The organism is Labrys okinawensis (assembly GCF_047345005.1).
Lineage (GTDB): Bacteria > Pseudomonadota > Alphaproteobacteria > Rhizobiales > Labraceae > Labrys > Labrys okinawensis.
In genome coordinates this window covers 2,224,559-2,239,103 of the sequence record NZ_CP178864.1, presented here as the reverse complement: position 1 = coordinate 2,239,103, position 14,545 = coordinate 2,224,559, and the positions used below count along the sequence as shown (strand labels likewise).

At 59.8% G+C, this 14,545-nt stretch carries 12 protein-coding genes and 3 pseudogenes; 7 read left to right on the top strand and 8 right to left on the bottom strand.

The window, feature by feature from the left end; genetic code table 11:
• Position 1: 1 nt before the first annotated feature.
• The 4 genes and pseudogenes from ACMDCR_RS10560 to ACMDCR_RS10545 all read right to left on the bottom strand — a co-directional run.
• Positions 2 to 538, bottom strand: a pseudogene (locus ACMDCR_RS10560) (IS110 family transposase); the annotation flags it as partial.
• 278 nt (positions 539 to 816) lie between these two features.
• Positions 817 to 1,425, bottom strand: a complete 609-nt coding sequence (locus ACMDCR_RS10555) for a nuclear transport factor 2 family protein (protein ID WP_413992483.1) — start codon at positions 1,423 to 1,425, stop codon at positions 817 to 819.
• A gap of 93 nt (positions 1,426 to 1,518) precedes the next feature.
• Positions 1,519 to 2,331 (bottom strand): type 1 glutamine amidotransferase domain-containing protein, encoded by an 813-nt coding sequence (locus ACMDCR_RS10550; protein WP_413992482.1) that lies wholly within the window; start codon positions 2,329 to 2,331, stop codon positions 1,519 to 1,521.
• 140 nt (positions 2,332 to 2,471) lie between these two features.
• Entirely contained in the window at positions 2,472 to 3,326 is an 855-nt protein-coding gene (locus tag ACMDCR_RS10545) for an alpha/beta fold hydrolase (protein WP_413992481.1), read from the bottom strand.
• A 320-nt stretch (positions 3,327 to 3,646) separates the two neighbouring features.
• Here ACMDCR_RS10545 and ACMDCR_RS10540 point away from each other — a divergent pair, with 320 nt between their 5' ends.
• On the top strand, positions 3,647 to 4,600 hold the full coding sequence (locus ACMDCR_RS10540; protein WP_413992480.1) for a LysR family transcriptional regulator: 954 nt from the start codon (positions 3,647 to 3,649) through the stop codon (positions 4,598 to 4,600).
• A 334-nt stretch (positions 4,601 to 4,934) separates the two neighbouring features.
• A complete protein-coding gene (locus tag ACMDCR_RS10535; protein WP_413992479.1) occupies positions 4,935 to 5,678 on the top strand; it encodes a YopT-type cysteine protease domain-containing protein in 744 nt (247 codons plus the stop codon).
• Positions 5,679 to 5,722: 44 nt separating this feature from the next.
• Here ACMDCR_RS10535 and ACMDCR_RS10530 read toward each other — a convergent pair whose 3' ends face one another.
• The 3 genes and pseudogenes from ACMDCR_RS10530 to ACMDCR_RS10520 all read right to left on the bottom strand — a co-directional run bounded on the left by ACMDCR_RS10530 (position 5,723) and on the right by ACMDCR_RS10520 (position 7,661).
• Positions 5,723 to 6,397: a response regulator gene (locus tag ACMDCR_RS10530; RefSeq protein ID WP_413993581.1), complete on the bottom strand. Its 675-nt coding sequence runs from the start codon at positions 6,395 to 6,397 to the stop codon at positions 5,723 to 5,725.
• 346 nt (positions 6,398 to 6,743) lie between these two features.
• Positions 6,744 to 6,917 (bottom strand): annotated as a pseudogene (locus ACMDCR_RS10525) (cupin domain-containing protein); the annotation flags it as partial.
• 57 nt (positions 6,918 to 6,974) lie between these two features.
• Positions 6,975 to 7,661: a type 1 glutamine amidotransferase domain-containing protein gene (locus ACMDCR_RS10520; RefSeq protein WP_413992478.1), complete on the bottom strand. Its 687-nt coding sequence runs from the start codon at positions 7,659 to 7,661 to the stop codon at positions 6,975 to 6,977.
• A gap of 121 nt (positions 7,662 to 7,782) precedes the next feature.
• On the opposite strand from ACMDCR_RS10520, the gene ACMDCR_RS10515 reads away from it, so the two are divergent.
• Complete coding sequence (locus ACMDCR_RS10515; protein WP_413992477.1) at positions 7,783 to 8,331, top strand: TetR/AcrR family transcriptional regulator; 549 nt, start codon at positions 7,783 to 7,785, stop codon at positions 8,329 to 8,331.
• 750 nt (positions 8,332 to 9,081) lie between these two features.
• Here the strand turns inward: ACMDCR_RS10515 and ACMDCR_RS10510 are convergent.
• Positions 9,082 to 10,119: a glutamine synthetase beta-grasp domain-containing protein gene (locus tag ACMDCR_RS10510; protein ID WP_413992476.1), complete on the bottom strand. Its 1,038-nt coding sequence runs from the start codon at positions 10,117 to 10,119 to the stop codon at positions 9,082 to 9,084.
• A 1,133-nt stretch (positions 10,120 to 11,252) separates the two neighbouring features.
• Between ACMDCR_RS10510 and ACMDCR_RS10505 the strand changes: the two genes are divergently transcribed.
• The 4 genes and pseudogenes from ACMDCR_RS10505 to ACMDCR_RS10490 form a co-directional block, all read left to right on the top strand.
• Complete coding sequence (locus ACMDCR_RS10505) at positions 11,253 to 12,641, top strand: FAD-binding oxidoreductase (protein ID WP_413992475.1); 1,389 nt, start codon at positions 11,253 to 11,255, stop codon at positions 12,639 to 12,641.
• Positions 12,642 to 12,995: 354 nt separating this feature from the next.
• Positions 12,996 to 13,226 (top strand): helix-turn-helix domain-containing protein, encoded by a 231-nt coding sequence (locus ACMDCR_RS10500; protein ID WP_413992474.1) that lies wholly within the window; start codon positions 12,996 to 12,998, stop codon positions 13,224 to 13,226.
• A 285-nt stretch (positions 13,227 to 13,511) separates the two neighbouring features.
• Entirely contained in the window at positions 13,512 to 13,814 is a 303-nt protein-coding gene (locus ACMDCR_RS10495; protein ID WP_413992473.1) for a DUF1127 domain-containing protein, read from the top strand.
• Between the two features lie 308 nt (positions 13,815 to 14,122).
• Positions 14,123 to 14,268 (top strand): annotated as a pseudogene (locus ACMDCR_RS10490) (IS1595 family transposase); the annotation flags it as partial.
• Between the last annotated feature and the right edge of the window lie 277 nt (positions 14,269 to 14,545).

The window sequence follows — 14,545 nt, the reverse complement described above, 5'->3', positions numbered from 1 at the left end:
GTTCGGCCTCAATTTTGGCCAGGTAGCGCATGGTCCACCCCTTTGTACGCGGATAGGTACGACCATGCTTGAGCATGAAGGTGCTCACCTGCTGACGATGGACTTGCAGCGCCTCGACCGCGGCCGCCCGGGCGCGAACCGGATCTCGCATGGCCTCGTGGTCTTCGTCAGGAACACATACCGCCATCAGTTCCCCGGCGCGCAGCAGTCTTGCCAGTGACAGAGCATCCCGGTGGTTCGTCTTCACCCGATCGCCAGACTCCCTTGGAATTGGCGACGGCGCCACGACGGTGCATTCATGGCCGAGCAAATGGATCAACCGACAGAGACCATAGCCGGTTGGGCCGGCCTCGTAGCAGCAGTGGATCCGATCGAACCTGGCGGCGATCCGGTGAATAACGCGGTGCATGCTTGCGTCTGATGCATCGACCTCACCGAAGTAGCGAACCTCGCCCTCCCGGCCGGCCTCGGCGACCGCGATGGCATTCCTCAGCTTGGCCACATCGATTCTGACAAATGCTTCCCTATAATCCGCCACGGCTCGTCCTCCTGTGATGCGGATCGGCTCGGATCGTCCGAGTAACCCTCGGACGCGCAGTGCAGGGCGAGCCGCCTCATCGGCAGAGGCGGACATACGGTCTCACTTCATGGCGATATCTTCTTGCGAGCGAGCCGCCGGCCGCCCTTCATCCGGGTCGGCACCGGCGCCGACCCGCAATGACATTGCCGGGAGAGATTTCACTCCGCCGCTTCGCTATTGAGTGATATGTCGCAATCTTGCGTCCGAGAGCTACTTCCCCAGCCCGCGCCTGCCGCTTACTTTGCCGGCTCGGGCGACACGCGCGACCAGAGGTCATCGAAGGCGATGCTGTCGAAGAACGCCGTCGCCTCCGTCACACGCCCGTCCCGCATGCGAAAGAACCAGGCATAGCTGTTGCGATAAGGCTGCCCGTCATGGGCGACACCCTCGCCGTCGAAATGGATCACGACCTGATCTCCGTCGGCGACGAGGCTGCGCACCGTCGGCACGAGCGGGCGTGCCATACGCTGGCCAAATGGGCTGATGACCTGGCTGAGGAATGCCTCCCGTGTCGGGAAGGTCCGCGCCACCTGCGACCGGCCGACGATCGTCCAGGTCGCGTCGGGCGCCAGCAGGTCCATGAAGACGTTGCCCGCGCCGCGCGACCAGTTGGCGAAGGCACGCGCTACGATCGCGCGGTTGGTTTCCGAAACGGATGATGTGTCTTGAGCCATGGCGGCCTCCGCGAAAAACGTGATGGGCAAGAATCCCGCACCCGAGACCAGCATTTGGCGGCGCGAGAGGATGTCGACGACCACGTCCTTCGGGCCGAGGTTTCGCCGCTCGATATCGAACGGGGCGAGCGGCTGGTCGGGCGATTGCGCTGCATAGGCCTTGGTCGTCATGGTTCACCTTCGAATGGAAATGGAAAATTGGCGTCGCGCAGGACCGCCAATCCACCCCGACCCTTGGTGAGGGGATCGGGGGTGGTGGGGACGTCAGACAGCTTCGGCGATCTTGGCCGATTGGCGATCGAGCGCCTTGACGAACAGATTAGCGACGCCATGGTCCGAGGGGGGGTTCTGGCCGGTGATCAGTTCGCGATCCTCGACCACGTTGGCCTCAAACAGGCCGTCATTGTTGGTGAGGTCCGCGCCAGCGACGGTCAGCGCATCGCCGGCATAGAACTTCAGCTTGCCGTTGATGAAGTGCTCCTCAGCCACCTTCTCTTCCTTGTTCGAGAAGACGGTGATCTTGTAGCCGGCATACTGCCAGCCCTCGGCCGCCTTGCGGGCCGTTTCGATGTTGCCGGCGGCCATCGCGCCGTGGAAGCCGCGGGGGTCCTTCATCGCAGCGGTCACCGAGATCGGGCCATGGCACAACATCGCGGTCGGCTGCGCCTTCTCGTGGAAGTGGCGCAGGATGACGCCAAGTTCCTCGTCCTGCATCAGATCGACCATTGGCGGGTGGCCGCCCGGGATGAACACGCCGATGAAGTGGTCAAGGCCGCCCTCGATCGCCGAGCGCAGCGAGACGGGCGCCTGCATCCGCGGGTCCTTCTCGACAAAATCGACCGCGGCCTGCAGCGCTTCCTCGCTGTTGCCGTAATGTGACGCGGAAATCGAGTTCTTGTCGACCACGGGCTTGTCGCCCTTCGGCGTGGCTAGGACGAAGTCATAGCCGGCGGCGACCGCCGCCATCACCGGGACGCTCAGCTCGTTGAGATAGAAGCCGGCGGGGGTGGATTTGCCATCTTGCAGTTCGAACATGTTGGCGCTAGACGCCACCAGGAGAAAAGTACCTTTGCTCATCGTAGGTTTCCTTTGTCATCGCGACGCTTGGACGAAGTGACTGTGGCGAGCGCCAGCGCCGCAGCCGGGACGGTCCCATCGCGAAAGCCAATGCACCAAGTCCACGCGTCAGGCGCGCGCTTGCTCGCGAGCAACACTCTTCAATTGGCGTTGCCGGCAATCTCCATCAGGATGTCTGCTAACGCGGAGGGCTGCGCATAGAAGGGCGAGTGACTTGTCGCCAACGTGTGGGCGTGCGTCGGCCCATAGACGTGCTCATCGATTGCGCCGATCATGAAATCTTGAGCGGCAATCGGAATGGCCCTGTCGTTCAAGCATCGAATGAAGTGGCGGCGGACACGACCGAAGCGGGCCGGCGTTACATGTGCCGGGTTCAGCATCACACCCCACGGCTCATCAGAATGGAGATGAGACAGCGCGACTTGAAGGTCTGCGTCGCTCAAGTCGCCATATAGGGCGGATTTCGTCTGCAGCGCATAGTCCGGTCGGTCTGACCGCGGGTCAATTCGCATCGCCTGCACGAGCCCAGGATCGGCAAGGAACAGTGACGGCACCAACGAGTCGGCCATGGTCGGATGTTGGACCATGGTAAGCGCAGTCATGCCGGGCGGCAGGAGCAGGGCAGTGAGATACACGGCGGCGGACACTCGTTCAGGAATAGCTTCGGCGACCGCACTCACTGTGAGGCCGCCAAGCGAATGACCGACGAGAACGACTGGTCTGGCTTGGTTACGCGTCACCTCGTCAATCAAGGCAACCACCGCGCGGGTGCGATCCTCCTGACTCACATGAGCGTTAGGTGAAGGCTCGATTGCCAGATCCAGGGGGCGACGACCGTTCGCGCGTGGAGCCTTGGCATTTCTACCTGCGCCGGGAAGATCCAAGGCTCGCACAGCATAGCCACGTGCCTCGATCAGCGGCGTGACCAGGTGCCAGGTCGCGGCATCGTGCCAGGCGCCATGAACGAAAACGAAAGCAGGACTTGTGTTGGACATCGGGTTCTTCCGGTATCGAGAACTATAAGGGGGTCCGGCAAGCCGATTGGGCTGTGGCAGGAGGCGAGCGCGGATGGCCGTTGGGACTTGGCGTGTTTGATCAAGCTGGTCGTGATCCGCACGATGTGGCCGCTGCACCGTTTCTCCGTCTCTGGGATCGCGAACTGCACGATGTGACAATCCTGGAGCCTTCGGCGGGGCCGTTGGCCGATCGGAGAGAGTCGTTTGTGAACATTGATGATCCCTTGCGGTGGGCGCTTGATGGGAGACAGCCTACCTCCGGCAGCTATGAATTAAATCCTCGCAGACGTTGATCTGGTATGAACCCTGGGTTCATAGTCCGAGTCATGCGAAACTCTCTGCCCGCAACCCCTACGCAGCGCGCTCCACGACCGGTTCACCTGCCCGCATTGGTCTCGTTCGAATGCGTGGCGCGGCATCTCAGCTTTGTCCGCGCGTCAGAAGAGCTCAACGTGACCAACACAGCGATCTCGAAGACGATCAAGCAGCTCGAAGCGCAGTTGGGCGTGCGCCTGTTCAACCGCACGACCCGCAGTGTCGCGCTCACCGAGGCCGGGACGAAGCTGCTCGGCACGCTCGCACCCGCATTGGCTCAGATCCGTGATTCGGTGCAGCAAGCGGGAGATTTCTCTGAGCGCCCACATGGTCTGCTTCGTATCAACACTTCGTACGTCGCGTACGCTGCTTTGATTCAGCCGCGCCTCGCCTCGTTCGGCGAGCGATACCCAGAGATCACGCTCGATATCACGATCGACAACAATCTCAGCGATATCGTCGCCGGCGGCTTCGATGCTGGCATCCGCCTGGGCCACGCGTTGCAACTCGACATGATCGCCGTACCGCTGGGGCCGATGCAACAACTGACGGTCGTCGGTTCGCCAGACTACTTTAGACGTCGCGGAAGGCCGAGAACGCCGCACGAACTACTTGAGCACGATTGCATCCGTCACCGCCTCAACCGCGCGCGGTTTTTTGAGTGGGAATTTCGTGTCGACGGCAAGGACGTAACCATCGACGTGCGCGGCCGACTTGTGCTCGACGACATGCGCGCAGTGCTCGGCGCCGCGTGTGAGGGCAGTGGGCTCGGCCTCGTCTTCCGCCAATTCGCGGCCGCCGAGATCGCCTCGGGGGCCGTCATTGCCATACTCGACCCGTTTCTGCCGCCGGACCAGCCGTTTCATCTCTATTATGCGAATCGCGCCCACACGCCGAGCAAGTTGCGCGCGTTCATCGAGTTCATCCAAGAGCGGTGAATTGGAAAGCGCCAAGCGCGCGCCGCGGATCGCGCCACAATCGCGGGCCAGCTCTTTCGGCCGACTTTGCGTCGAGATGCGCCCGGATGTTGCGGCCCACCTGCCTATCCAGCACGACAGGGGAGAAAGACCGCAGTCAAGTACAATGCGACACCCTGATCTGGCCCGGCCCCGAAGGGGCACCGCTACAGGTGTAGTCAGTTTAATCGGCTTTTGAAATCCGCACGTAGCCCGCTTCTGGCGACATGGCTCCGAATTGGTGATCTCGCGGCAGCACGCCGTGCTTCGCCCTCTTTTGGGCGTCCGATCACTTCTCGCTATTTGGGGACAATCGATGGCCGGTCAGAATCGCTTTCAAGCTCTCAAGAAATGGGCGACGAAGGAAATGAAGTTCCAGCAGGGGCGGAACATGTTTAATCTCGAGCCGGCCGCATTGCTGGCCGGCAATGTGGTAAATCATGTATCTTGGAACTACGCCACCTATGACTCGATCAGAGGTGGCATCTGCGCCAGCCTCGTGGCGGACTGGCTGAAGGAAAAGGTGCTGGGCTCCAATTCCCTATTCAGCACGAGCCAAAAAACGTTCACGGCGGGGGGCGGTGACGACAAGAATTCTGCCAAGGTGGCCAGCCTCATGAGATCTGCCGCGCCCGGGCAGATCGAGTACGCGGCGAACGGCAACATCCACAATCTATACAAGGGCAAGGAGCTGTATCTCCATGACGCGCCCGCGCAAAAGAACAAGGGTAGTGCACCAACTTATCAACCCGTAACCGATATTCAGCGCAGCTTTAGAGACCTGTGCGAAGGAACTGATTTTCAGGGCGGCGCTGGTCTTGTCATGTCGATGACCTTCCTGAAGATACCGGGCGGCGCCATCATAGCCCGCCACGCGGTCGGAGCATACAAGAGCAAAGCTGGCCAAGTGCATTTCTTCGATCCAAATGTCGGCATTTACAAGCTTAACAGTTTTTCGGGCTTCATTACCGCCTGGATCAGCGCGTACGAAGCCCAGGGCATGCAGATGACCATGAATCAGCTAAATGACGGCTTCTACTTTTGCGACGATAAGCCCTGAAGAACTGGCAACTCCTCGATAGCGTACCGGAACTCTTCCATGCGTTAATACAGCTCGACTGGCAGCGCGAACGTATAGCCAACGCCTCGCTCGGTCACGATGATGCTCGGCGCCATCGGATCGGTCTCAAGCTTTCGCCGCAACCGGAGCACCTGCACGTCGATGCTGCGATCGAAGATGTCTTCATGTATGCGGGTTGCCTGCAGCAGATGCTCCCGCGTGAGTGGCCGTTGCGGTGCGTCAAGAAACGCAACCAGCAGGGCATACTCGCTTTTCGTCAGGGCCACTAATTCCGAGGAGGGGGCGGTCAGGCGCCGGAGGCGCCGGTCCAGCTTCCAGCCGCCGAACCGATAGCCTCCACGCTCCGAATCCCTCGGCGTGGCAGCGCGCGTGGTCTCACGCCGGAGCACGGCACGAATACGCGCCAGAAGCTCGCGGAGGCCGAACGGCTTGGTAATATAATCATCCGCTCCGAGCTCCAGGCCAATGACCCGATCGATCTCGTCGCGGCGATGGCCGCTGGTGATGATGACGGGGACATCCGATTGCGATCGGATTTCGCGCAACAGATCGAGCCCGTCCTGTTCGCCGAGGTGCAGGTCGAGAAGGATCAGGCTAAGGTCTTCGGCCGAAAGGTGCCTCATCATCTCTTGCCGCCGGTAGGCGGAGAGAGCGCGGATATTGTGATCCTTGAGGTAGTCCACGATCATATGCTGCATCGCGGGATCATTGTCGACGACCAGGACGCCGATTGGTTGGCGGCGCTCGCTGCTCGCATGGGAGCCAGTTTGATCGAGTGCTCGGCGTTCGACGTCGTCGAGCTTGCTTGTTTGAGTATTCATCGTCTAGCCAATCACATAGAGATCCGACGGCCGGCAAACGGGGTTGGCCAATTACGAGCGAGCTTGCCCTGGCTCAGATCGCTGATTATTTGCGCTACCGTGTGACGCGCTTCGCGGTTGCGGCGGCATGAATCGTTGCTAGAGTCCGCCTCGAAAATTTATGAGACATAGCAATATCTTGCGATGAAGCGTGTCATCCGCCTGATATGGGCGATATTTGCTCATGGCGCGAAAAGGCACTTCCAGGTGCGTAACGGACAATGGACGTTGCTCGGGCGACTTCGTGTCCGATGCGATCGAGCATCAGACGTTCGGCGCCGGGTACGGGCGATGGTGTCCATTCAGCCAAAGCGCCGTGCACAACCGCACGCATCCTAAAGTCAGCGTTAATTCTCATGTTTCAACCTCCGCCGCAGAGAGAGGGAAGCCGGGTGAAGCTTCCCTCTAATCCCCGTTAGCCCAAGCGATTTGCCAGCACTTCAGCGATAGGTGCTGCAGATGCCGGGTTCTGACCTGTGATGAGCGCGCCGTCTTCGACGACGTTGGCGTTCCAATTGGCTTCAGACCGGATGAAATTGCCACCGTTGGCGATCAACGCCTTCTCCAGCGAGAAAAGCAGATGGCGGGAAAGGTCGAGCTCGATATCCTCGGCGTCCGTGAAACCCGTCACGTTCAGGCCCTTCACGAGAGGCTCGCCGTTCGGCTTCTTGGTGTCGCGCAGGATTGCCGGGGCATGACACACCATCGCCACCGGCGTGTTGGCGGCGATCAGATCCTCGATCATCTTGATCGCCAGCGAGTCGCTTGCCAGATCCCAGAGCTGGCCATAGCCGCCGGGAAAGAATGCACCGTCGAAATCGTGGTAGTTTACATCGCTCAGCTTCAACGTATTTGCGACCGCGCGCTGTGCACTCGCATCCTTCTCGAACCGATCGGTATTGGCGGTCGTGAACGCAGGATCGAAGCTGAACGGATCGATGGGAGCCGCTCCGCCCTTGGGCGATGCGATCACGACGTCGAAGCCGCGCTCCTTGAACGTATAGTAGGGGGTTGCGATCTCATCGAACCAATTGCCGGTCTTCTTGCCGCTCAAGCCCATGATGTCGTGGGAAGTCAGAACCATTAGAACGCGCTTTGCCATGTGCTCTCTCCGTAGCTATCGATTTTTTGTCTATCTATCGATCGATAGGTATCGGTCATTTACGCGTTGACTTGCGCCCTGTCAACACCTATCTATCAATCGATAGGTAGCGGAGTTATTCATGTCGACCCAGTCATCGATGCGCGAGTTAATACTCGATGCCGCCGAAACGCGCGTCCGCGCGGTCGGCTACAAAGCGGTTAGTTTTCGCGAGCTGGCCGAGGACGTCGGCGTCAAAAGTGCGAGCGTTCACTACCACTTCCCGCAGAAGACCGATCTCGGCGTGCAATTGGTGGAGCGCTATGCAGCGAGGTTCAGAGCTTCCTTGGATACGATCGATCAATCCGACCTGCTGGGCGCAATTTCGGCATTCGCCACTCTGTACGCCGATGCCTTGGTTGTTGGGGAGTCGATGTGCCTGTGCGCAGTGCTCGGGGCTGAAGCCAATGGACTGCCGCCTGAAATCAACGCCAAGGTCCGGGATTTCTTTCAAATGAATATCGCGTGGCTAACGGAGTTAAATCAACAGTACGGGCGTGAAGTTGTTGCGATGCTTCCGTCTGAAATCGTTGCAAGTTTGGAAGGAGCAATGATCATTTCGAATTCGACGGACGACAGGAATGTGATGAACCGAACGATTGCAAGGATTCTCGATGGATATAAACCGTGATAGGGCCAACAAATGGGCTCGCATGTATGCTTCAGCTGGTCCATTTTTTGTGATGTGCTGAGACAGCTGAAGGGCGTAGAGAATTTTTAAGCAATATCGGTGTCGAATGTTTCATGATGGTGACCTACCGCGTCTCCCGACTTCGTCGCGACTGCGCCATAAGCGGTCATCGACCGGCAGCCCTTGATGACGCTGTCAAGAGCTTTCTATGGTCGGTACTTTGCGGCAGCTCCGGCAATTCCGATCCATCCCTAGTGCTTGAAACAGTTCTCGCGATGCCAGCGCAGAAAATGCGGACGCGGGCGCTCGAATATGGGCTCAGAACAAGAGCGGTGCGAAATCGTACGGTAATGAAATACTGTAAATTTTTCAGTCATTTAAAAGAACGCTTGTCTTAGACGACCCGGCACGTTGAGACTAATACCAAGTCTCACTCAAGTCATTGATCAAATTAGATATCGCGGGCTCATCATGCACTACAAATCGACAGCAGGCGCGAGTGTGACCCTGCCCGAGTGACGGCAGCGAGCGCGAGACACGCCGCCGGCTCGATCGAAAGTGCCGACATGTGGAAATCCTGATGTTGGCCGGGGCTATAGAATAATGGATCTCCTGGTGCACAGGCCCGTTCCTGGAGACGATACGCCAGAGGTCAAGGGAAGAACGGGCAGGGTGCCCGTGCACCCGGAAAGCAAAAACGGCGCGGGTGTTGCCACCCGCGCCGTAAGACTCAAGATACGCACGTTACGCTTACGCAGCCTCTGACTTTGCTTCCGTGGAGACCGAGGCGATGGTCTTCAGCACCTGGGAGGCGATCTGGTATGGGTCGCCCTGGGAGTTCGGGCGGCGGTCTTCCAGGTAGCCCTTGTAGTCGTTGCGCACGAAGGAGTGCGGCACGCGGATGGAGGCGCCGCGATCGGCCACGCCGTAGGAGAACTTGTTCCACGGTGCGGTCTCATGCTTGCCGGTCAGGCGCATGTGGTTGTCGGGGCCGTAGACGGCGATGTGGTCTTCGATATTCGTCTCGAAGGCGCCCATCAGCGCTTCGAAATAGGCCTTGCCGCCGACTTCGCGCATGAACTTCGTCGAGAAGTTGCAATGCATGCCCGAGCCGTTCCAGTCGGTGTCGCCGAGCGGCTTGCAGTGCCATTCGATGTCGATGCCGTACTTCTCGGTCAGGCGCTGCAGGAGGTAGCGGGCCATCCAGACCTCGTCGGCGGCCTTCTTGGAGCCCTTGCCGAAAATCTGGAATTCCCACTGGCCCTTGGCGACTTCCGCGTTGATGCCTTCGTGGTTGATGCCGGCCTCGAGGCAGAGCTCCAGGTGCTCCTCCACGATCTGGCGGGCGACGTCGCCGACATTCTTGTAGCCGACGCCGGTGTAATACGGGCCCTGCGGGGCGGGATAGCCATGCTCGGGGAAGCCGAGCGGACGGCCGTCCTTGTAGAAGAAGTATTCCTGCTCGAAGCCGAACCAGGCGCCGTCATCGTCGAGGATGGTGGCGCGGGCATTCGATGCGTGCGGGGTGACGCCGTCGGGCATCATCACTTCGCACATCACCAGGGCGCCGTTCTTGCGGGCGGGATCGGGATAGACGGCTACGGGCTTCAGCACGCAATCGGAGCTGCGGCCTTCGGCCTGATTGGTCGAGGAGCCATCGAAACCCCACAGCGGGAGCTGTTCCAGCGACGGGAAGTGATCGAATTCCTTGATCTGCGTCTTGCCGCGCAGGTTCGGCACCGGAGTGTAGCCGTCGAGCCAGATATACTCGAGCTTGTACTTCGTCATTGTGGGGTTCTCTCAGTTGAAGCCACGCAACGGGGCCGGTTTTGCCGGACCTCCGAGGGTTGAGTGGGCATGAGCAGGATGCGTGCCAAAGAACGCGCCGCGGCGCTCTTGCCGCAGGGGGAGTGTCTTTGGCCTGAGGTGTGCAAACGGTGACATATAAGGCGCGGGCCCTCGCTTCGGCGATCTGACGAGGTGCTCGATTGTGGGCGGCTCAGATTTGAGTGTGAAGGGCGGAATGGCCTCGACGAGATCCAACGGTTCTCCGTCCCATCCGCGGGCGCGGTGGTTCCCGTCGGTGGCAGTTACGCGACGTGGCACCTTTCTTTCAAGCTGCATTGCTTTCTCCACTATTTGCCAGGTATTGACGGAGTAGAGGTTGCTGGCCCCAGGCTACAGAAACATTTCAGGCTTGAAGATGCTGGCTACGGTTGTAGCGAGACGGGCCGGGCACGGGAAACTGGCAACTTGCAGCTGTCGGCCCGCCCAGGGTCTGGTGGTGTCAAAGAAGAGCGAAATTCTCGCCGGAAACGGCGCGGAGCGGCGCGCAGCCGGTGGCCAGCATTGCGGACGTCCTTGAACCAGCGGACGCATAGCGCACCGCCCTCGCCTGCCGGAGAGCATATGGAACTCCGCCCGCACCGACCAGCCGGCCGATGGCGGCAAACGCCGGCGAAGGCGGGCTCGGCCAGAACCATCGCCTTCAGTACGGCAACGGCCGCACCGGCGGGCGAGGCGGTGTCTGCCGCGCTCGGCGGTGCCGTTTTAGCGCAGGCCCAGGCCGGCACGGGACGCAGGGCGGCGGTTGATGGTAAAGTGAACTAAGGGCGCGGGCATAACCACTGAATCCTCTCGGGCGCCCTCCCAATCGGAAAATACAACTGGTCTTGGTCACGGATTGGTCATGCCGGGCTTTCGCGGGCCTGTTGCCACCGATTAATCATCCAGGGCAATGGCGGTTCGGCCTTGCAGCGGAGCACCCGAGGAGGGGCTGCCGCATTTTGCGCTATAGGACAACGGCAAGAACGCATAGTCCCAAATTTGCTACAAGCGTAACGCGTTAGCGGAGGTTCGTAGTCAGATTGTAGTGCTGCAGCTGCAGGTTGACCTCCGACGACTGGTTTTGGGGGACGAACATGCAGAATAAGAGCTTGAGACGGCGCGATGGCACCGGTGTTGACGGGCAGTTGATTGAAAAATTCAAGGAAGGGTTCGCTGGGTCGGTGATCCAGCCCGGCCACGCTGCCTACGAAAAGGCGCGACGCGTTTGGAATGCCAGCATCGACAGGTATCCCGGTTTGATCGCACAATGCACAGGTGTGGCGGACGTTGTTCACGCCGTGCGCTTCGCGCGGCTCAACGACCTTTTGGTCGCCGTCCGCGGCGGTGGACACAATGTCGGCGGCCGTGCCACGTGCGACGACGGTATGGTCATCGACCTTTCGGCGATGACCGGTGTGTTCGTGGATCCCGGGCGACAGACTGTCCGCGTGCGGGCCGGCACGACGTTGGGTGCCATGGACCGCGAGACGCATCTGCATGGCCTCGCAGTCCCTACCGGCGTTGTTTCCCGCACAGGTATCGCCGGCCTCGCACTTGGCGGCGGCGTCGGCTGGCTGGTGCGTAAGCACGGGCTGACTTGCGATAACCTTTTGTCGTGCGAGGTCGTGACAGCTTCCGGCGACATTGTTACTGCCAGCGCTGAGAGCCACCCGGATCTGTTCTGGGGCCTGAGAGGCGGCGGCGGGAATTTCGGCATCGTCTGCTCGTTCCTTTTCCAGGCGCATCCAGTCAAGACGGTACTTGGTGGCCTCATTGTGTATCCACGCGATCAAGCCGGAGCGGTGCTCCGCCATTATCGGGATTTCATGGCCTCAGCACCGGACGAGCTTACCGCATATGCTGGATTGGTCTCAGCTCCGAACGGCGAGCCGATCACCGCCGTGCTCGCATGTTACTGCGGAAACCTCACTGAGGGAGAACGAATCTTACGACCGTTGCGTAGCTTCGGCACGCCACTGCAAGACTTAATCCAGGAAATGCCCTTTCCGGTAATGCAACAGTTGGCCGACGCCTCGTTCCCGGATGGGACACACAATTACTGGAAATCATTATTCCTGTCGGATTTGAGCGACGATGCGATCGATCTCATCGTCGAGCATGGCAACAGGGCGCAGTCGCCCCTGTCCGCCACGTTGCTCGAATTTTATGGCGGCGCCGCTGGGCGGGTCGGTCCGGATGCTACCGCCTTTGCTCAGCGCCAGTCGCAATTCAATCTCGGGATCACTGCGCAATGGATTGCCGGTGACGACGGCGACCGACACATGAGGTGGGCACGTGAGACGTGGAACGCATTGCACCACTACTCCGGCGGTGGCTATCTCTTGAACTTCCTTGGTGAGGAGGCACCGGTCGCGATCAAGGCCGCTTTCGGGGTTAATCACGCCCGCCTGGTCGCGGTCAAAACCAAATACGACCCGACCAACTTTTTTAGCCTGAATCAGAACGTTGTCCCTGAGTATTAATCGCTGTAGCGCCCAGCCCAAAGTGTCGGGCTCGCCTCAGCGCATTGAATTTTGTCTGGATCAATCCTTGCGCTGCCTCAGCGGCTCGATCCATCAAGGGCTCATAGCCCTGGGTCACGTCGAGGGGGCGCTGCCGCGCGTCTGGTCAGAGACCAAACCATGAGGGTCACTGACCCGCGCGCTGGTTGAGGAGTTTGGCGCCGAACGCTGGCATCGTTGCGCGCGCCGCGGAGCACTGCTTCCTAATCTGGGCCTGTCTGCCGATCAGCTCACGGGATGGCGTCGCTTTACGCCAACCCGTGAACTTCTCTTACCTTTTATGAGTTCGCAGCGTCGACAAGAAGGAAGCTTGCAATGACGTACTCAAGATTCCAGCGAGCTACCGGCGACGAGGTACAGCTGCCCGCCAGCGTAACGGCCGATATTATTCGCGAAGCTCGATTGGGAAAGGCTTACGGTATTGAGGAAATGGCGATCGCCACGGGCCTAACCGCCGCCGAGATCGCCAAGATCGAGGCTGGTGAGAGGGCTGAACCGGAGTACCTGCTCCGTATTGCCCGCGTTCTAGGGTTGCCGCTTGGCTAGGCGATCGGCGGTCAGAAGCCTACGGCTTCGCTATAAGCTTGTAGCCTCGACAGCATCGCGCCCTCGAAGAATAGCCGGGAAACAAGAAACAGGAGCCAGAACATGGATCTCCTGGAACCTTTGCTCAAATTCCGAAAAGAACGCGAAAATAATGATGCATATTTCAGACGTAACTAAAATCTGCTTTTCTGAAATCGGCGCGCAACTGCATCGCCTCATCTTGCACTCCCAACTCAGCTTCGACTCGGCACGTCCAACGTTGACCTACGACACAAGGAGTGAAAGATGAAAACCAATAGTTCCTCAATTGCATCCCAGGTGCCTTTGCCCGGCACCGGTGCTGGCCGGTGGTCCAAAGCTCTCCCGACCCTGGTTCGGCGAGCCGTAGCGCACATCAAGCATCGTCGCCAAGTCCACAGGGATCTCGCCAAACTGGCGGAATTCGACGACCATCTGCTTGCGGACATCGGCATCAACCGCGGCGACCTCGTGTATTGGCGCGTCGACCTTTACCGGGAATGCGCGCGGCGGCCGTTCCCCGGCGTTTCCGATATGACCCGCAAAGGTCACCCGTGGAACGCATGTTAACTAGTCGTCCGTGAAGTAGTCGCGTTCAGGCGACCATCGCCCGGCCTTCCTCATCTTTGCTGGCTGGCAGCAAAGCTCGGCCTGCTGCCCGATCCGCGCTTCTCGGTTGGAGATCGATCGCATCACATGGGCTTTGAAGGAGATGGAAGCGGTCAGCGACCCACCCTGTGCCTGTGGCGCGCCGTCGTGAATCGGCGTGGGGTTTGGGCGCCGATCGACATCTTATGTCATTGATATTGTTGTAGCGACTGGGGTTACTCGACGATGCCGATTCACAGTCAGCGATAACGGACCTGCCCGAAGGCTCTATGGGTCTGAAAGAGCGCGGCGGTCGCCTCACAACTGAGGTCTCCCGAACGTTAAGAAGGAAACGCTACCCGGCGTTGTGCTGGGAAACGTCGAGCCGGGGGCCGCAGTATCGACTGACAAACTGCATTCCTATGGTTTATTGGAAGAGAATAGCGCACAAGGTCGCGGTGACGCAGGCGAGTGCTGGAAGGCGTCGAGCAGGAATCAGTGATTCGATGACGGGAATTATCGTGGAAAGCACTGGGAAAAGGGCCCGATTGTGCGTTGCAGCACGTCCCTGCCTGCTTCCTCCTGCTTCCCCCCTTCTTCCCCGCGTTCGTTACGAGGGCCGGGGAAGCAAAAAGCCTCCCGAAGGAGGCCTCTTAAGTTATTGATTTCCCGAAGGAAAAATGGAGCGGGCGAAGGGATTCGAACCCTCGACC